The sequence below is a fragment of the Legionella qingyii genome (assembly GCF_003184185.1).
Map to the genome: position 1 here is coordinate 30485 of NZ_QHJG01000026.1, position 19937 is coordinate 50421.

The following is a 19937-nucleotide window of genomic DNA, read 5'->3' on the forward strand; positions in this document are numbered from 1 at the left end:
AATTCGAACAACACGAACATTAATGGAACACGTGAATTTATTAAATTGATTAACTATATTTAATATTATAATAAATACTTACTGGAACTTATGTTAGGAAGCGATGAATTTAAATTATATGGAATAGGACAATTGTTTGTCCTTGAAAAGCTTTTGGATAAACCACAAGCTATAGAGTTCTGTAAACATGCCGCTGCAGAAAAAATCTCTTTAGTTCAATACCTTGTTAAAAATAACATTTTATCAGCCACACAAATCGCACTCACAGCATCCCATAATTTTGGTGCTCCTATGCTGGATTTGGACTGCATTGACATCGATTCCATTCCTACGAATCTGGTAAATGAAAAATTAATTCGTCGACATTCAATGGTTCCTCTATTCCGTCGAGGAAATAACTTATATCTTGCAACAGAGGATCCCAGCAAACAAGTTTCTTTAAAGGAGATCCAATTCCATACGGGACTTAATATACATGCAATTATCGTTGAAGCAGATAAGCTGAGTGCATTAATTGATCATTTACTCACCGTAAAAGAAACTGAAGGTTTATCCGAATTTGTTGGAGATACTGCTGAGTTCGATGGAATAATTATTAATGAGGAAGAAGAAGAGCGTGATACAACTGTTGTCACTTCGATAACAGAAGATGCTCCTATAGTTAAATTCGTTAATAAAATACTTCTTGATGCCATCAAACAAGGAGCATCTGATATCCACTTTGAACCCTATGAAAAAGAGTATCGCATACGCTATCGTCAAGATGGTATTTTACACGAAATTGCAACTCCTCCTGGAACTTTAGCTACGCGAATTACTGCACGCATAAAAATCATGTCCAGTTTGGATATTTCCGAGAGACGAATTCCTCAAGATGGTGGTTTTAAAATGAAAATATCCAAAACCAGATCCATTGATTTTCGTGTAAGCACCTGCCCTACTACCGCAGGTGAAAAAGTTGTTATGAGGATCTTGGACCCCGGTTCTGCAAAATTAGGTATCGAAGCGTTAGGTTTTAGCCCTATCCAAAAAGAATATTTTAAACATTCAATTGAACGACCTCAAGGGATGATCCTGGTAACAGGACCAACAGGAAGTGGTAAAACGGTAACATTATATACCGCATTAAATATTCTTAATACTAAAGAAGTCAATATTTCCACTGCCGAAGATCCCGTGGAAATAAAAGTAACAGGAATTAATCAGGTTAATATAAACCCTAAAGCAGGGTTAACATTTTCTAATGCGTTACGTTCTTTTTTACGCCAAGACCCTGATATCATCATGGTAGGCGAGATACGTGATTTGGAAACGGCTGAAATAGCAGTTAAAGCTGCTCAAACAGGACATTTAGTGCTCTCAACATTGCATACGAATAGTGCAGCTGAAACATTAAATCGTTTAGTTAATATGGGTATTGCAACATTTAATGTAGCGAGCTCCGTAACACTGATTATTGCTCAGCGTTTAGCTCGAAAGTTATGTGAACATTGTAAAGTCTTAAGAGATGACTTCAACAAACCAGGGTTATTAGAGTTAGGTTTTACCGAAGCTGATATAGAGGGAATTAAGTTATACAAAGCGGGGGGATGCGCAAGGTGTACCAGCGGATATCGAGGAAGAATAGGATTATTTGAAGTATTGCCTATGACTAAGAAACTAGGCCAGATCATCATGGCAGGAGGAAACTCCTTGGAAATATTAAAGATTGCTCAGGAAGAAGGGATGATTACTATTTATCAATCCGGACTTGAAAAGATAAAGCAAGGTATTACAACTATTGAGGAAGTCAATCGGGTAACCGTTGATTAACTATGCAAAAATGAAAAAAAATGCCAATACCACCTTAACTTTTCATTACACTGGCGTTAATAAAGCAGCTCAAAAAATAAATGGAGATATTGAGGCTCGAAGTCTTGCTTTAGCCAAAGTGGAGTTACGAAAGCAAGGAATTGTTGTTAATAAAATTGCTAAAAAACGCGCGCCTCTATTCAGTCTAAAAAGCAAAAAAATAAAATCAGCGGATATAACCGTATTTAGCCGCCAATTAGCGACAATGATTGAATCAGGGATCCCTTTAGTACAATCTTTTGATATTGTTGCAAAAGGACAATCCAATAAGCGATTCAAAGAATTAATTGAAACAATTAAGCGAGATGTTGAAACAGGTTTAACGCTCTCAGAATCATTGAAAAAATTCCCAGCGCATTTTAATGAATTATTTTGCAATTTGGTGGAGGCTGGTGAGAAATCGGGCTCCCTAGATATCATGCTGGATAAAGTTGCAACCTATAAGGAAAAAATTGAAACCATAAAGAAGAAAATTAAAAAGGCATTAACTTATCCCCTCGCCGTGTTAGTTGTTGCTTTTTTGGTTACGGCAGGCTTACTTATTTTCGTAGTACCTCAATTTGAAGCGTTATTCAAAGGTTTTGGTGCGGACTTGCCCGCAATGACCCAAGCTGTAGTGAGTATGTCCAAATTTTTTCAATCCTATTGGTATTTAATTTTTGGAATTTTGGGTGGTGGGATTTATGCATTTATCTATGCAGAAAAACACTCACCGCAATTTGCGCAAAATGTAGATAAAGCACTGCTAAAAATACCGGTAATTGGCCCTATTATTGAAAAAGCGGCGATTGCTCGTTTTGCAAGGACTCTATCAATTACCTTTGCTGCGGGCCTGCCTTTAGTTGAGGCACTTAAATCCGTAGCAGGAGCTACGGGGAATATTATTTTCGCCAAAGCCACCGATAATATTAGGGAAGAGGTATCCACCGGGCAGCAAATGAATAAAGCCATGGAAAACACTCAATTATTTCCTAATATGGTGATCCAAATGGTTGCAATTGGTGAGGAATCAGGAGCTCTAGAAAAAATGTTAAGTAAGGTGGCTGATTTTTATGAAGAAGATGTTGATAATGCAGTCGACTCACTGAGTAGTTTATTAGAACCTATTATTATGTGTGTTCTAGGTGTCTTGGTAGGTGGACTTGTTGTTGCAATGTATTTGCCCATCTTTAAACTTGGATCTGCGGTATAAAACATTTAATAATTATATCCTAATAGCTTATTTAGCCTGGGTGCAGCGAAGCGAATCCCCAGGAAATTTATGACCTAAAATCCAGGTTGCGCTTCGCTGCACCTAGATATTTTGGCAGGATCATTCAATGATATATGACCTTATTAGTAATCATACTTGGTTTATGTACCTTGTAATTGCTCTATTTTCGCTTGCAGTGGGTAGTTTGCTTAACGTGATTATTTATCGCTTGCCTATCATGTTAGAAAGAGAATGGAAACAACAATATAATGAACTGGTTGGTGGCAAAAATGAAGAAGAGCAACAACCAATTAATTTATTTTTGCCAAGATCTTTTTGTCCATCATGTAAAGCCATGGTTAAAGCTTGGCAAAATGTCCCGATTTTAAGCTATTTATTTCTACGTGGACGTTGTTACCAATGTAAAAGCCCTATTTCTATCCGCTATCCTTTGATTGAATTAGGCACCATGCTCCTTTCATTATATGCGAGTTGGCATTTTGGCTTTACCTTACAATTGATTTTTGTATTGATTGCTATTTGGATTTTAATTTGTTTATTTTTCATTGATTTGGACCATCAAATTTTACCTGACAGTCTTACCTTAAGTTTATTGTGGATAGGTCTTATTGCCAATACTGAAAATCTATTTACTTCATTACCTCAAGCAGTTCTTAGCGCTGCGGGAGCCTACATGGGATTATGGATATTTATCAAAATATTTTATTTATTTACTGGAAAAATAGGTATGGGTAATGGAGATTTTAAATTATTTGCTGCATTTGGAGCATGGTTTGGTTGGGTATTTTTACCGTTAATTCTCCTTCTTTCGTCAATTGGTGGTACAATCATTGGTTTATTGTATTTACGTTTACAAGGTAAAACCAAAGATACTGCGATCCCATTTGGTCCCTTTTTGTGTGTAAGCGGATTAATTTCTTTATTCTGGGGACAAAGTATAGTGAACTGGTACTTGCATCTTTGGATGTAGATGAATAATCAGGATTCATAAATGCCTTATCAAGTTATTTTATTTGATCTAGATGACACGCTAATTGATTTTACCTATTCCCAACGCATGGGATTGTTAAATATCTATAAACAATTTTACTCAAAAGTCGAATACACTCTTTTTGAGCGTCTATATAAAGAAATTAATACTAGTCTATGGAATCAAGTTGGGTCGGAAAAAAATGCACTCATGCCAAGCGATGTCAGGTTATTACGATTCGTACAGTTAAATCAAAAGCTCTTTTGCACTACTCCTGTTGAAGTGATTGCAGATGAATATGATATCAATCTTTGTGTTCACGCGCATTGGATACCTAACGTGAGAACGGCTATTCAATTCTTACATCAAAAAGGACATATTTTAGGTATTATTACTAATGGTTTCGTCGAGACACAAGAAGAAAAAAGGCAACGACTCCAGTTAAATAATTGGTTTGACTGTTATATTGTTTCTGATGAAGTTGGCGTAGCGAAACCTAACTTAGAAATTTTTAATATTGCCATACAAGAAATCACGAGGAAGCGCAAACAAGTGATTGAAAAAAACTCAATATTAATGGTGGGTGATTCGATTATTAGTGATGGTTATGGAGCAAAGAACTTTGGAATCGATTATTGTTTTATTAATAATCGATCGGTAAATCATGAATCTTCTGCCCCCCCTATTAGATACACCATTAGCTCTGTTGCTCATCTGCCAGCCTGCATAGGCTATGAAACTGAATATATGAATTTTTTAGAATCGCGCAGAACTAGTGATCAGGTACTCATTTAATTGCACCAATACTGAAAATGATGTTTCTTGAATAAAAGAAAATAAACATTAATATCAACATTTACAATCAGAATACAATTAGCAGAAAATAAATTATTTCTATCTTGACTCAGACTCAAGCTAAAGGATTGATATGGATATTAATTTAACAGTTTTTGCTGCACCAATATTTCTAATTTTAATTGGAATTGAATGGAGCATATCCTTTTATAAAAAATCAGATGTATATCAATTCAATGATTCTATTAATAATTTGAGCACTGGCATACTCGAGGAAATTGGGGCACTACCAGTAAGAGGTTTAATAATTTTTGGTTATTATTATATATATGAGCATTTTGCCTTGTTTAATATTAATCCTCATCTTCTTATTTCCTGGCTCATGCTCTGGCTTGGTGTTGATTTTTGTTATTACTGGTACCATCGAGCAAGCCATCGATGTAATTTCCTTTGGATAGGACACTCGGTTCATCATCAAAGTGAAAATTATAATTTATCAGTTGCTCTAAGACAGGGTTATTTTCAAACGTTAACATCTTGGATTTTTTATCTGCCTCTGGCTTTATTAGGCTTTCCAACTTGGATGTTTGTTCTAGTCGCTTCAAGCAATACTATTTATCAATTTTGGATTCATACTCAATTGATTAACCGAATGGGATGGTTTGAACAAATTTTTAATACACCTTCTCATCATAGAGTACATCATGGCATAAACCCGCAATATATAGACAAAAACTTCGCAGGAAGTTTAATTATATGGGACAAACTTTTTGGAACATTTGAGCCAGAAAATACATCTGCAGAATATGGGGTAACTGAGCCGCTTGATTCATGGAATCCTTTTTATGCCAATGTTAAAGTTATTAAAGATGTATTGTATTATGGAAAAAATCTGAAAAATAAGCTGGACATCATTCAAGCATTTTTTATGCCTCCAGAATGGGTAATTCATCGTTTACAGCAGCAGAATCAATACATTTCCAAAAGAATGGTCAATCAGAATAATAGCGAGTCTCCTAAATTATATATGTTATTAAACATAGGAATAGCAATAGCTCTATACGCATATCTTTCATTTATATTCACTTTGAGCTCACTGAGCTCATGGCTTATTGGAGCATTTATTTTATTCACCCTTTATACACTTGGCTCAATTGCCAATGGCAAACAAAAAGTCCTTTTTTTTGAAATAATACGATCCATTTTAGTTTTATTTATTCTTATTCTATTAAAAAGTAGCCTGTTTATATCTTTATGTTTATCTCTATTGTTTTTACTTATAAATCTTTACATATTCCGTTGTCGGTTTTTCAAAAAACAACCATCTATATCCTCAATTTCAGCATAAAATCAGTGTTATCTTAGTCGAGTTAGCCCGATTTAAGTTTTATATACTATACTAAAAACAGTTAATAAAATTATTTAGCGTTCATGCCCTGCGATCATTTCGTTGTTGGACGTAGAGTGAATATGAACCATTTTCTATCTCGAAAAGTACTTTGTTTACGAAGCAAAAAACGATAGCAACTATTATTTTGGGAGACCTTTATGAGAGTTGGCGAATACTGTAACCGGGATGTAGTTGTCATCAATGATTATGAATCAGTAAAAAATGCTGCGGATCTCATGCGTTCCCATCATGTTGGAGACTTAGTTTTGCTTGAGGAACAAGAAAATAAAAAGGTGCCAATAGGTATTGTTACCGATCGTGATTTAGTCGTCGAGGTTATGGCGGCAGGTGTTAAACCTGACTCATTGTTAGTCCGAGATATTCTCACCGAACCCTTTAGTTGCGTCTTTGAAAATGACAGCCTTTTTGATGCGCTTGAAATGATGCATTCAAAAAAAATACGCCGTTTGCCGGTTGTCAATCATGACAAAATGCTTATAGGTATAATTACTCTTGATGATTTCATTGAAATTCTAGCTGAGACAATGGTCAAAATGGTTGATGTAATCAAATTTCAACAAAAAAAAGAAGCAAAACAAAGAACATAGCTTTAAATAATCGTTATTGATGTATGAGATATAAGGAGCAAACAATGAACAATTCAGCATATTTTCCTATACAAATAATATTCAATAATCTACGGTACTCAAAAGCTATTGAGAGTAATGTACGCAAGCATGCTGAAAAATTAGGGAAGTACTTTGACGGTATTATTAGTTGTAGCGTAAGCATTGAAACGCATCGACATCACAATAAAGGCAGAATTTTTCATGTACGTATTGATCTTGTTGTTCCAAATGCAGAACTCGTAGTGAACCGAGATCTTGCAGAAAATCATGCTTATGAAGACGTTTATGTAGCAATAAGAGATAAGTTTCTTGCTATGACACGGCAACTAAAAAAATACGTTCATAAACAACGTGGTGAAATAAAACATCACGAACTTCCACCCATAGGGCTCGTTCGTGAAATAGCGCCTCTGGCTGATTATGGTTTTATTGAAACAATTGATGGTAGAAGACTTCGTTTTACCAGTAAAAGTGTAATCGATTATGATTTCAATAAATTAGAAGTAGGAAAAAGAGTTAGTTTTGTTGAGGCAAGAAGTAATGACGGTCCAGCAGCAAGTACTGTATATGTGAAATAAAGCAATTACTGATGAAAAAGACAAGTTGTCTTTTTCATCAGTAAACCAATCGAGTATACCTTACACGTTCTTAACCAAGGACGACCATTTGAACACTCTGCTTCTCTTGCTCGGTATCATCGGCCAGAACAACTGCCCTATTTCTCAAGTCTGATTAATGCCATTCAGTAGCATTAATAAATCACTACCACACTATATGGTTTAATTTTAGACATTGTTTGCGGGGTGTATATTATACTTATAATAAAGTTTTGGCTGTAATCCAGGAAACTTGTGCCAGAAACCAGAAAGACTTCACTACATATTTAAAATGCGCACATTTATACATATACTTTTGTATCAGATGAGAAACAGCACGGAAAAATACTATGTCATTCATAACGAAATCGTTCGCTTAAAAAAATATTTCTCTGAGGCAGAAATTGCAGAATTAATTGCTTTTTGCAGTTTCATTTCTGCTGCGCAGAAATTTGGTGCGGCCTTGGGTCTTGAGGCTAGAGAAAATTATACGGAAAAGTCCTGATATACATATTCTTAATCAGGTCTACTGTTAGACCATATTATTCTTAGAGTTCATCAATTATTTTTTATCTGCATAGACTCGTTTCCTATACGATCATAATGATAATATATCGTTTTTTTAAACCGTATTTTAAGTTCAACTTATGGATAAAATTGCTGCTATCTATGTAACTAAACCAGAATTTCTAACATTACTATCTCAAGAATTAGGTGAAGTTTCACACATTATAGAAGATTTGGTTTTTTCCCCTCATAAAAAACTAGATGTATGCTTTGCTCAAGATATTTGGTTAGAACCTCAAAAAGTAACTTTTCAATCAATTTCAGAAGCCGTACGAATTCTTCGCCAAGCCGGAAAATTTTGGTATTTGCACCCTATTTCTAACATCAGACGCTCTCGACTAATCGAAGAACAATTACGTCAGGTTCCACCGCTCATGCGTCATTTTCCTATTGAATCTGAAATTCCCTCAATAGGAGCATTTAGCTTATTAGATAAAAATACGTTGATTTATAGCGCAAAACGCAAAAAAAATGGCCGCATGGAATATGCAATTTTATTGAAGATAAAATAAATCCCCCTAATCGAGCCTACTTGAAACTGTGGGAAGCACTTACTCTGTTAGGGAAGTATCCCAAACCGGGTGATGAAGCACTGGACTTAGGGGCTTCTCCTGGAGGATGGACTTATGTCATGCAATCGCTGGGGGCATCAGTAACTGCGGTTGATAAAGCTTTATTAGACCCTAAAATTGCCAAACTACCACGCATTAACTACTTGCAACAAAGCGCCTTCGCTATAGACCCGATGCAGTTGGAACACAGTTATGATTGGGTTTTATCGGATGTCGCCTGTTATCCTGAGCGAGCTTATGCGCTCATCATGAAATGGATAGATTCTGGAAAAGCAAAACAACTCATTTTTACCATAAAATTACAAGGCAAAATTGAGTTAGCGACAATAAAACAATTTCAAAAAATACCTAATTCTTTGCTTACCAATATGTTTTATAACAAGCATGAAGCAACATTTTTTTATCCTTTATAAATAACTATATATATTTATAAAAGTTAATATTTTTTAATAAATTAGGACTAGACTATACATATAAGGCTTTAATATTTAAAGAAGTTGCTCATGAGGTTTCCAAACTAAACCTGATAATTCAGCCATAAGTTCTGAGAGAAGCTTAGATTGTTCATAACTATCTTTCTTCTAAACATCATTCTCCTATAAGAATAATTAATTATAAAAAAATTAAAAATTAAAAAAAATTTGCTAATCTTTCTGATTAAACCTATAAATAGGTGACTTTCATTTCAACCGATTGATTTCAGGAAATAAATCATGGATCTAAAACTTAAAGGTAAAACAGCATTAGTAACAGGTTCCACAGCCGGAATAGGTTTTGCAATCGCGCAAATATTAGCTGAGGAAGGCGCAACAGTTGTTATTAATGGCCGAACCAAGGATAGAGTAAATGAGGCAATGCAACAAATAAAAGCACACAATCCCGAAGCCAATTTGATTGCAGGACCGGCTGATTTAAGTAAAAAAAGTGAAACAGAAGCATTAATGAAGCAAATACCCACAGTAGATATTCTTGTCAATAATGCCGGCATTTACAACACCAAGCCCTTTATTGATATTTCAGATGAGGAATGGCTGCATATGTTTGAGGTCAATGTAATGAGTGGTGTTCGCTTAAGTCGTCATTATATAACCCCTATGCTAAAGCAAAACTGGGGTAGAATTATATTTATTTCAAGTGAATCAGCGGTACAAATTCCTAAAGAGATGGTGCATTATGGGATGAGTAAAACGGCACAGCTTGCCATTGCGCGAGGTATGGCGGAGACAACAAAAGGAACTAATGTCACCGTCAATTCAGTTCTCCCCGGCCCTACTAGCAGTGAAGGTATTAGCCAATTTGTAAGCGATCTTGGAAAACAACAAAATAAATCAACACAACAAATTGAGAAAGAAATTTTTGAGGATTTAAGACCAACCTCGCTAATCAAACGATTTTCTACCCCTGAAGAAATTGCCAATATGGTTGTATTCTTATGCAGTCCATTATCTTCTGCTACCAATGGAGCGAGTATTCGTGTAGATGGCGGGATTATTCGGACAATTGCATAGTATCAATTAAGTAATGCCTTATGCAGTGAAATAGAACCATGATATTTTTCCGGTTATTTTTTCACTGCATCAAGACGATAAACGAATTATTTACATCATGAACCTTAGTTTTAAAAGGATTTAACCCCAATATAAATTGCGCATTGCTCTTGCCCCATATACACCTCAAAATCGGTCTCATACGCTCTGATAACATTGGATTGAGTTTCAAAATAAAGCCAAATTGCTTGCCAGGTTTCGATTATTGCTTTAGGCATAGGACCTGAATTTTTAAAAACAAGATAATTCCCTTTTTTTACATTGACGGTACAAAAATGATTTATTATTGCCAAATCATCAAGTTCGATTCCAGCAGTAACAGTATAAAGACCATTACTATCTGATTCATAATCAGAATATACTCCATAAATCAGTGAATTAGATTTTTTTGCAGGTATTTGTAACGCATAAAATCGTTGCCAAAGCTCTGGAATTTTTGCTGTTTGAGGATTAAATTCATTGGAATTGTAGGTTCGTTCACTCAATCCCATTACGGTAAAAGATTCGATTTGAATAAGTTGAGGCGTATTATGTATCATAATGAGTTATCCCTTAAGTTTATGACCATTGAGCATGCATTGCAGCGGCAATAATTGACTTATCATGTTCACTAATTGGAATTAATCCATACCGCAACTGATAACCCCAATTTTTATTATTTTTCGTAAAATCAAGATCATGAAGTAAAGCAGCAATAGGTATTTCAAGCGCCCTTGCCCATTGTACATTTCTTCGAAAAGGATGAAAGTCTTTATTCATTTCAACTTGATAGGGTTCCCCAGAATTTACAATTCCTATTGCTGTAAATGAGCACAATCTGTCTTTACCATGAAAACTGATTGTTGGAGAGTAATAGATAACAAAGTCATTTGGATGTATCCGCTCTAAAGGAGCACGTTTGCCATGACAAACTTGCATAATTCCTATTTGTTTACCCAAACGAACATGTTCTGCACAAGCAACTGCCAGCCAATTTTTACTCATGATCCATTACCAATTCATTAGAGAAGTTACAAGTGTAATCGAATATAGTGACAGTTTTTGTCAGTAGAAAACTGATATTTACTGAGACTTATTCACAGCAAGAGTTGCCTTCCATTGTTTCAAAAGAGATTGGCGACGTTCAGGATAACTTGTTTCTGTAAGATTTAATTCAATAATACGATCTGTTCGAAAATGTCGAAAATCTTGTCTTAGTTCGCACCATGCAATAAGAATACGGACTTGGTCAAAAAAACCCAGTGCTAATGGCCAAATAATCCGCTCCGAAGCATTTTCATTTACATCTTGGTAGATAAGTTGTAGTTTTTTTTCCAATCGTATTGCTTTTCTAATTTGAATTAAATCAGAGTCCTTACTTTCGGTGACCTTTCCAGGAGCAATAAGAAGTCCAGAAATGTCTAATTGTTCACGTAATTCATTGGGAAGAACCGCTGCAATTTTAGCCAATGCATTTTGTGCAGCAGATTTAAGTTGAGTATCTGTTCGATCCGCGACCCAGCGTGATCCAAGAACTATAGCTTCAATTTCATCGGTAGTAAACATGAGCGGAGGAAGGGTAAATCCTGGTCGCAAGAGATACCCCATACCCGCCTCCCCTTCAATTGGGGCTCCCTGTCCTTTCAACATCGAAATATCGCGATACAAAGTACGGAGACTAATTCCTAACTCCTGGGCAAGCGATACTCCGCTTACTGGAAAACGGTGCCGTCTTAATATCTGAATTAAGTCCAATAGTCGTTGAGTTCGTGACATTTTATAAAAAGCACCTTAAAAATTTAGTGTTATCTTATTCAAGATTAATTTTAAATGCCAATTTTTTATCTGTTTCTCTGCTGATATAAACCATTTTCAAAATGGAAGTTAAATAACCATTTTGACTCATTAATAATTTCTTAATACTTTTTTGATACAATCCACCAAGGCGTGCATTTTTTAAACAGCCTTGAGAGGTGAAAGATGGGTAAAAGCTCCATTCCCAAAGACATAAGACAAAACGAGATAAACTCTATTTGTTCGTTACTAAATCATAATTTAATCCGTACCACCCAGGATTTAATAACTAATTTTGATAAGCTTATTAAACAAATTCACCAAAATACGCACATTTTTAAAGAAACATACACACCAGAACAATGCATTCAAATACTCAAAAAAGCAATCACAACTTACAATAACGTATATGCTTATAAAATCACCCTAAAAGATGAGCTTATAGATAACTTTGTTAGTAGCGAAAGAAAAAGAAACACAGTTAATACAACCCAACCAACCGCTGTTGACACATCAGCTGAAGATGATTTAACCAAAGTAACAAAAGGTTATGATCGCCTTGAAATGGCTCAAGAAAATGTACAGCAAATCAATAGTAATATTTTACGGGTGCTAAAAAATAAAGAATTTGCAGTGGTTCCACAAGTAATTATTGGCTCAGGTGATACTGGAACTACACTTTGGCTGGAACAATATAAAGCACATCATGGAACCAGCCAAGCACTCTTAGCTAATGGAGAGCTTCCTCCAATTTTAATGATCGGTGAAGATCCAGGCAATTGGAAGCATGATTACACACTTGCTCAACCACACAGCATTCTTGAACGAACAGCATGTAAAGAAAACCCATCCATATATTTGCCTACAGGTTATTATCAAAAAAATCCTCATGCTAATGGCCGACATGTCTACCAGGCAAATCAGGTGAATCTTGGTTTTACTGAAGCTCCTTTATTACGAGCCACAGTATTAAGAGTTGAAAAAAGAAGTAACCATTTATGCGATTGGCAATCTCCAGACCAGGAATATCGCTTGGTTGTGAGTACACCTGATGGAGCAAAAAATATCTATGCAAACGAACTAAGCATTTGTACAGGTCTTGGGCCTGCACGAAATATCATTTCAGGATCATTACTCTCATCTTCTGAATTTAATTGCTTAAACAAACTGGATCCTCAGAAAGGATTCACACCGATTGTGGATGGTAATCAATTTATTTTAACGGATACAGAAGAACATGGTAAGGCACCAAGAAAAATTGTGATCTATGGAGGTGGGGGAACTGCTGCGGCATGTTATAGAAAAGGTTTTTTTGGTCATGATAAACGAACTGAAGATATGGAGTTTAATAAAGCAAATCAACAAAACTCTGTTATCTGGATAGCAAAGCAATTTGATAAAGCCGGTACGGGCAAACTTGCTACGACTGCATTATCCACTGCGCAGTTACGTGGAGAATTAATGCTGGCCAAATTAATAAAAATTGAACATCAAAGCAATGGAAAGTTATTATTAACATTTATAACCGATAGTTCCATTGCTAAAAATGCCAAGAATAAAACAAAAGCATTATCTATTGAATGTGATCAATTAATTTACTCTGTCGGACAAGATGACAATCTTATGAGAGGCATTTGCAAGGAAATCGAAGCCGATCTGTCACTTGTTTATGATAAAAATGGTATGGTACTTAATGTATGTTCTCCTGATAAAAAAGTAATTTTCTTCGGTGCAGCTGCCATGGCAGTTCGAGAAAAGGAGTATATGAATGCCACCTGGAAATGGCTCCAATCAGAAAACATTGGAGGTGATGTAGGTCCTGGATCAATGCCTCCTTCCAGAGCACAAATCAAGTGTTATAATTTTTGGCGTGGTCTTACTCCAACCAGCATCAATGCAAACATGGATAGCCAATATTTAATCGTTAAATACTTGGAAAAAGTGGGTGTTGAAGAGAAAGTGGCTGCTGGTTTTGTAGAGGACTTGTTAAATGCTAGAAAAGCAAGTACTTGTGGTGCATCACATTCAATGATTCAAACTCTTTTACAGAAACATAAACTGGATCAAATCATTGAAATTAAAGGACATGGACATCTAGTATTGAAAACAGAGAATCAAGCTGTTTCTACTAAATCCAAACAACAACTCTTATCCTGGCTTGGCCCACAAAGAACAACCAAAGATGCGGATATCTTTGTTTCATCTGTCCATGCTGATAAAAAATCTAAGGATACTATAGAAAAAGAGGAACAGGGTGTACAATTAATTGCTGAGATAAGAACATAATTCGCTCATGTTCTTCATTTTGTAGGGAAAATATTAATATTTTGTGTGTTCCTCAAACAATTCGATTTGGAATCAAATATGCAATTAGCTAAATTTCTTGAGTTAAATGCTCAAGAAAAATACCAGCAAATGAAGTTACTAAGTTTAAAAAAACGATTAGATCCTGATTTTTTTAGTCAAATCATTGAAAATTCAGATCATGAGGTGTTATTCAAGCTTGCTATGAATAACACCGAAATTGATGCGATATGTAAAGCCCCAGAATTTAAATGGTATTGGGAGGAAATATGGCGCCTATGTGGTGTTAATCCAAAAGAAAATGCCGCATTAAATCATGAACCAGTACATGAATATCAACCCATGCCTACTGTTTCCTCATGCTTTGAACTGCTAAAAGGACTTTATCTTTATGAAAATTATAGAAAATTTTTTAAAGACATGGAGCACACACAGAAATGTTATGATGATGCGGAAGAGTTTTTAGCGGCCTCAGGCAGCTATGGATGTTTTTTTGCCTTGAATGCGTTATGCACAGGTGGATTAAATTTATTGCACCATGAATTTGATGAGCAGATTGCACAAAAAATAATTATTTACGCACAAATCGCCGCAAAATATTATTTATCACCAGGCTATTTATTATTGGCTAATGTTTATCAAGAGTTACTTAAATATCAAAATGAAACTAATTTAGTTGGACGAAATTTATCTCTTCAAGCATTTCAAGCAATGAGTGTTGCAAAAAGATTAGAGCCATACTCAGCTCCGATGCTCAATAATGCGTATCAAGGAAAAACATTAGAAGAAGCAAGTAATGGACAAATTACTAGTTTTTCCCAAGCCCTATTCAGGTTACAGCAACATTTGAACCTATCTCCTTTAGAAATCGAAATCGCTACAAATGCGGCAATCACTGAGGCTGCGGCAATTAAAAAAATCTATAAACTTGAAGAATCATTTATTCATACTCGATTAGATGAAGAGCCTACTAGTACAAAACCAGGAATTTTATAATGATAAAGACTCAAATATACCTTAATTATCGATCATTTCTTTCTATATAATATTTAACTTAGACTTTGTGCCAATCCAAAGCCCCCACTGTTTTCCATTTGATGTAAATGATATTGTATCACGTCTAAATCTATAGGATAAAAGCAACTGCATTAAAGGATGGCAAGATGGGGTTTCGTAATTCACAACTTAAAAAATATCATGTTTTTAAATACCTGATTCCATTTTTGCTCGCGTTTCCTGCATGTGCAGCACAAAAGACTATTGATTTAGAAATTAGTTATAAAACTGTATACTTTGACAATAAACCAGCCAAAGCTATTGCTGTAAATAATCAAATTCCAGCCCCTACTTTACGTTTTAAAGAAGGCGATCAAGTGACTATTAATGTTTACAATCATCTGGATAAAGGAACAGCCCTGCATTGGCATGGTGTTTTGGTACCTTGGCAAATGGATGGGGTGGAAGGAGTTGCACAAACTGAAATTCCTCCGGGCGGGGTCTTCCACTATCAATTCACTTTGAAGCAGTCTGGTACTTATTGGTACCATGCACATGCCGGTTTGGAAGAGCAACAGGGTTTATATGGCGCTTTTTTGATTGAACCAAAAAAATCGCCCCGTTATACCTATACTAAAGATTACGTGATCGTTTTATCGGATTGGATTAATACCAAACCAGACCGAGTTTTAGCTAATCTTAAAAAATCTGGTGATTATTATTCACCTCGCTTTCCGCTACAACCATCACTTGCAAAATTTATTTATGATTATCGTAAAGCATCTAAAAGTGAACGACAAAGTCTCCTTGCCGATTATAAAAGCATGCAGCAAATGCGCATGAGCATATATGATATTAGTGATGTTGCCTTCGATGCTTTTTTAATGAATGGACATCCTAATTCCACCCCATGGACTGCCCCCATTAAAGTGGGTGATATCGTTAGACTGAGATTTATTGATGCTGGAAGTAGCACAATATTCCGTATCAAAATACCTGGCTCTATCATGAAAGTCGTACAAGCAGATGGAAACGATGTAAAACCTTATTCGACTAAAGAATTAACAATTTCTCCTGCTGAAACCTATGATGTTTTAGTAAAAATAGAAAAAAATAAACCCTATATCATTTATGCCGGATCAAAAGACACTGTAGGAAATGCATACGGCGCTTTAAAAACCACACCAAATCAAACTGTTGATTTCAGTCATGTCAAACAGTTTCCGGAGCCCATCCCTGTCAGTAGAGAAATGATGAATATTATGATGGGTGGCATGTATCATGGTGCCCTACCTATGAGCCAACAAAAGCAAACCACAGCAAAGTCTTCAATGAAACAAATGCACTCTATGAACATGGATCATAGTATGCATTTGGGGCATTCCATGAATATGAAAATGCCCACGGAACCAACCCGTTTTAGGGATACAATCTCATCTTCTGACTCATCCTTTATGACGTCATTGGAAACAAAATATCGTGATTTAACTGCAGCAGTTCCGACCAATAATCCCAATAAACCCGTAGAAGGGATAATTAAATTGGAGTTATTTGGCTATATGGGACAATTTATCTGGTTCATCAATGGTGTACCTGGTTATAAGGCTAAACCGATTCCATTGAAACCTGGGAAACGTTATCGCTTTGTATTTACTAATACATCCATGATGCATCATCCAATGCATATTCATGGCCATTGGTTCATATTAAGAACTGGAAAGGATTCCTATGATCCTTTGAAACATACACTGGATATTCCACCAGGAGCCACAATAACTGCAGATGTAGATACTGATGCAAGCGGCCAATGGTTTTTCCATTGTCATATGCTTTATCATATGATGACGGGAATGAGCCGGGTCTTTCAATATACAACCATAGTCAACATCGCAGAAGGTAAAGCCAAACCGGAAGACATTGAGAAGGATACTGCTTATTATAACCGCCCCATCATCAGAGTCGATGAAGCAATTAGACCGATTAATTTACATTTGGTGAAGCATCCTATGGCTCATGGCGCAGGTTTTTGGTTTTCAACTTTTGTTGATGTGGGGGCGGATCCATTACATGACTCCCAACGTCTTACTTACAAGGGCTTGTATGGCCCTGATTATAATAAATTAGAATTATTTACCAATGATGCTGAGGTGTATAAAGGTGTAGTTGAAAATGCGGATATTGATATATTTTACTGGCATTTAATCAGTCAATTTTGGGCAGTTAAAGGTGGAGTGAACTATTTTAATCAACCTGCCACCAATCCTTATTGGCAAGCAGGCCTTGGCCTGGAAGGATTAATGCCATTTTTCATTGACACCGACCTAAGAACTTATTTTTATAATGGCAGCGTTAAATTTGATATTGAACTATCGCGGGATACGCAAATTACCAATAATTTTTTTATAAGAACGGGTGTTCGCAGTATTTTAGCAACTAAAACCGTGGTCAACGCTCAAATTGGCAGTGGTTTGAATCAGATGCGTTATACAATTAGGCCTTATTATCGCCTTTTACCCGGTCTAAGTTTGTTTGCTGAATATGAAAACGAACATGATTATGGTGCATTTAAAACAATTGAAGATACAAGTACGACACCAGACATTTCGAATACAGTTTCTTTAGGACTGACATTCCTGTTTTAGAAGAATTTAAAAATCTGATTGGTTGGATGCAGCATAACATAACCGAGGAGTACAGGATGTGAATATAACCGCCAGACCCGGGTTACATTTCCCTTCACCCAGCAACATATTATGATAGGGTTGTTCCATTATATCACCCAAGCTACACTACTAAAAAATTTGATTTATGGACAACTACATTGAGGAACATACCAAGGATACTGCTTGAAAAAATAAATAAGCCCTTTGATTTTATGGCGCAATTGTTGCTGTTACTTACTCTAATAATTGCTTTTGTCCCCTTTTCTCCCAAAATGCCAGCTCCAGGCATTGATCCTTCATGGGCACTTGGACTAAACCAAGCTGTCGCTCAAGGATTGGCTTTTGGCAAAGAAATAATATTTACTCTGGGCCCCTATTCATCTCTTTATACAAAGGCTTATCATCCAGCAACTGATCTTATGATGATTGCTGGATGTCTTTACTTGGCATTCACTTACTGGGGGTGTTTACTTTTTTTAATGAAAAAAAATAGATGGTATTGGACTCTAATTTATTGCGTGCCATTTTTAGGGATGATTTATTCAAGGGATTCTCTGTTTTTTTCTTATCCATTGCTTGCAGGATTGTGCAGCTTAAAAATCAACTCATTAGAACATAAGATTACAGGCAATTATCTTTTGTTGTTTGCTTTTTTTCTCTTCGCTCCATTGGGCTTATTGGCATTAATCAAAGGGTCAATGCTAATTATTTGTCTTCTTATGCTCCTTCTTTGTTTCATTTTTTTTCTCGCCAATAAAGAAAAAAATCTCGCATTGATTTGCCTTGTTTCTCCTTCAATATCAATCATTTTATTTTGGTTGGCAGCGGGACAATCTCTGCTCACCCTACCTGGTTACCTCACCAACTCACTTTTTATCGCTTCAGGATTTACTGAGGCAATGTCCTCTGATGGAAATATGAAAGAAGTCATTTTATATCTGCTTACCTGTTCATTAATTTTCTTAACCATTTTCTTGAACAAACAAATACCAGCTACTCTCAAAATATTTTTATTGGGCGTCTATTTTATTTTTTTATTTGTTTCGTTCAAAACCGGTTTTACACGTCATTTGGGTCATGCCTTTATACCTGGAACTTCTGTTTTGCTTGCAACACTATTTTTACCCTATATTATTAACTCCTGGACCAGCTATCTGCTCATTGTTGTTACATTAAATACTTGGTTCTCCATTAATAGTCAGTACACAAACATATCAATCCGGGATAACTTCATCTCTACTTACTCGTCAGCGTGGCATGGCTTCAAAAACAGAATACAGGATTCTTCCTGGCTCGAAAAAAACTATACGCTTACTATGAGCTTCATACGCGATCAAGCTGCTTTTCCGATTTTAAAAGGCACTACAGATATTTATTCTTACGATCAAGCCTACTTAATATCCTCTCACAATACTTGGGCACCACGTCCAATCTTTCAGAGCTACTCTGCTTTTAATCCAGGTTTAGCTGCGAATAATAGAAAACATCTTCAAGGAAAACATAAACCTGATAATATCATTTTTAAGATTGAACCAATTGATCAACGAGTCCCTTCTTTGGAGGATGGTGCAAGTTGGCCTTTACTACTGGCTAATTACCAACCTATTCATTCCACGAATAATTTTCTATTTCTCAAAAGGAAGAAACATGAACATCCAATAAACATCACTTTATTAAAAAGAGAGTCTCATTCTCTTGGTGAGCCAGTCGAAATACCAGAAACACAACTACTATTTGCTGAAATTGAGATAACCCCTACCATTTTGGGATCTTTAGCAACCATTGTCTTTAAACCACAGCAATTACACATTACTATGAATCTAAACAATGGTACGACAAAAAAGTATCATCTTGTTACAAACATGGCGAAGTCAACGTTCCTTCTTTCGCCTCTCATTGAAAGTACAGTTGAGTTCTCGTTACTTTATAAGAACAATCACGAATTAGACGCCAAAAAAGTAAAATCCTTAGTCATTACAACAAATCAGAGAAAAAATTGGCATTGGAACAACGAATATACTATAAATTTTAAACATGCGACTGATTAGCAAGATATTTTCATATCTGGAAT

The 19937-nt window shown here is 35.7% G+C and carries 16 protein-coding genes and 1 pseudogene; 14 read left to right on the forward strand and 3 right to left on the reverse strand.

Features of this window, described 5'->3' with window-relative positions:
• Positions 1-90 precede the first annotated feature (90 nt).
• From pilB to DGG96_RS14785, 10 genes and pseudogenes are all read left to right on the forward strand, one after another.
• Positions 91-1812 carry a type IV-A pilus assembly ATPase PilB gene (gene pilB, locus DGG96_RS14740; protein WP_110143413.1) on the forward strand — a complete coding sequence of 574 codons (1722 nt, stop codon included), beginning with the start codon at positions 91-93 and terminating at the stop codon, positions 1810-1812.
• A gap of 10 nt (positions 1813-1822) precedes the next feature.
• Positions 1823-3043 (forward strand): type II secretion system F family protein, encoded by a 1221-nt coding sequence (locus DGG96_RS14745; RefSeq protein WP_110143414.1) that lies wholly within the window; start codon positions 1823-1825, stop codon positions 3041-3043.
• A 127-nt stretch (positions 3044-3170) separates the two neighbouring features.
• A complete protein-coding gene (locus tag DGG96_RS14750; protein ID WP_110143415.1) occupies positions 3171-4034 on the forward strand; it encodes a prepilin peptidase in 864 nt (287 codons plus the stop codon).
• 21 nt (positions 4035-4055) lie between these two features.
• On the forward strand, positions 4056-4829 hold the full coding sequence (locus DGG96_RS14755) for an HAD family hydrolase (protein ID WP_110143416.1): 774 nt from the start codon (positions 4056-4058) through the stop codon (positions 4827-4829).
• Between the two features lie 133 nt (positions 4830-4962).
• A complete protein-coding gene (locus DGG96_RS14760; RefSeq protein WP_110143417.1) occupies positions 4963-6177 on the forward strand; it encodes a sterol desaturase family protein in 1215 nt (404 codons plus the stop codon).
• 200 nt (positions 6178-6377) lie between these two features.
• Complete coding sequence (locus DGG96_RS14765; protein WP_110143418.1) at positions 6378-6827, forward strand: CBS domain-containing protein; 450 nt, start codon at positions 6378-6380, stop codon at positions 6825-6827.
• A gap of 44 nt (positions 6828-6871) precedes the next feature.
• Positions 6872-7426, forward strand: a complete 555-nt coding sequence (locus DGG96_RS14770; protein ID WP_110143419.1) for an HPF/RaiA family ribosome-associated protein — start codon at positions 6872-6874, stop codon at positions 7424-7426.
• A 310-nt stretch (positions 7427-7736) separates the two neighbouring features.
• Positions 7737-7949: a carboxymuconolactone decarboxylase family protein gene (locus DGG96_RS14775; protein WP_127059501.1), complete on the forward strand. Its 213-nt coding sequence runs from the start codon at positions 7737-7739 to the stop codon at positions 7947-7949.
• A gap of 142 nt (positions 7950-8091) precedes the next feature.
• Positions 8092-8996: pseudogene (locus DGG96_RS14780) on the forward strand (SAM-dependent methyltransferase).
• A 300-nt stretch (positions 8997-9296) separates the two neighbouring features.
• A complete protein-coding gene (locus DGG96_RS14785; protein WP_110143421.1) occupies positions 9297-10091 on the forward strand; it encodes an SDR family NAD(P)-dependent oxidoreductase in 795 nt (264 codons plus the stop codon).
• A gap of 110 nt (positions 10092-10201) precedes the next feature.
• On the opposite strand, the gene DGG96_RS14790 is transcribed toward DGG96_RS14785, so the two are convergent.
• The 3 genes from DGG96_RS14790 to DGG96_RS14800 all read right to left on the reverse strand — a co-directional run bounded on the left by DGG96_RS14790 (position 10202) and on the right by DGG96_RS14800 (position 11885).
• Positions 10202-10669 carry a GyrI-like domain-containing protein gene (locus tag DGG96_RS14790; RefSeq protein ID WP_110143422.1) on the reverse strand — a complete coding sequence of 156 codons (468 nt, stop codon included), beginning with the start codon at positions 10667-10669 and terminating at the stop codon, positions 10202-10204.
• A gap of 19 nt (positions 10670-10688) precedes the next feature.
• Entirely contained in the window at positions 10689-11114 is a 426-nt protein-coding gene (locus DGG96_RS14795) for an EVE domain-containing protein (protein WP_110143423.1), read from the reverse strand.
• A gap of 78 nt (positions 11115-11192) precedes the next feature.
• Entirely contained in the window at positions 11193-11885 is a 693-nt protein-coding gene (locus tag DGG96_RS14800) for a helix-turn-helix transcriptional regulator (RefSeq protein WP_110143424.1), read from the reverse strand.
• 204 nt (positions 11886-12089) lie between these two features.
• Between DGG96_RS14800 and DGG96_RS14805 the strand changes: the two genes are divergently transcribed.
• From DGG96_RS14805 to DGG96_RS14820, 4 genes are all read left to right on the forward strand, one after another.
• The gene (locus DGG96_RS14805; RefSeq protein ID WP_110143425.1) at positions 12090-14189 is read left to right on the forward strand and encodes a hypothetical protein; all 2100 of its coding nucleotides are present in this window, start codon (positions 12090-12092) and stop codon (positions 14187-14189) included.
• Between the two features lie 78 nt (positions 14190-14267).
• Positions 14268-15203, forward strand: coding sequence for a DUF5630 domain-containing protein (locus DGG96_RS14810; protein ID WP_158618889.1), 936 nt, complete (start codon positions 14268-14270; stop codon positions 15201-15203).
• Positions 15204-15370: 167 nt separating this feature from the next.
• Positions 15371-17845, forward strand: coding sequence for a multicopper oxidase domain-containing protein (locus tag DGG96_RS14815; RefSeq protein ID WP_110143426.1), 2475 nt, complete (start codon positions 15371-15373; stop codon positions 17843-17845).
• Positions 17846-18078: 233 nt separating this feature from the next.
• The gene (locus tag DGG96_RS14820) at positions 18079-19914 is read left to right on the forward strand and encodes a hypothetical protein (RefSeq protein WP_233590601.1); all 1836 of its coding nucleotides are present in this window, start codon (positions 18079-18081) and stop codon (positions 19912-19914) included.
• Positions 19915-19937 lie beyond the last annotated feature (23 nt).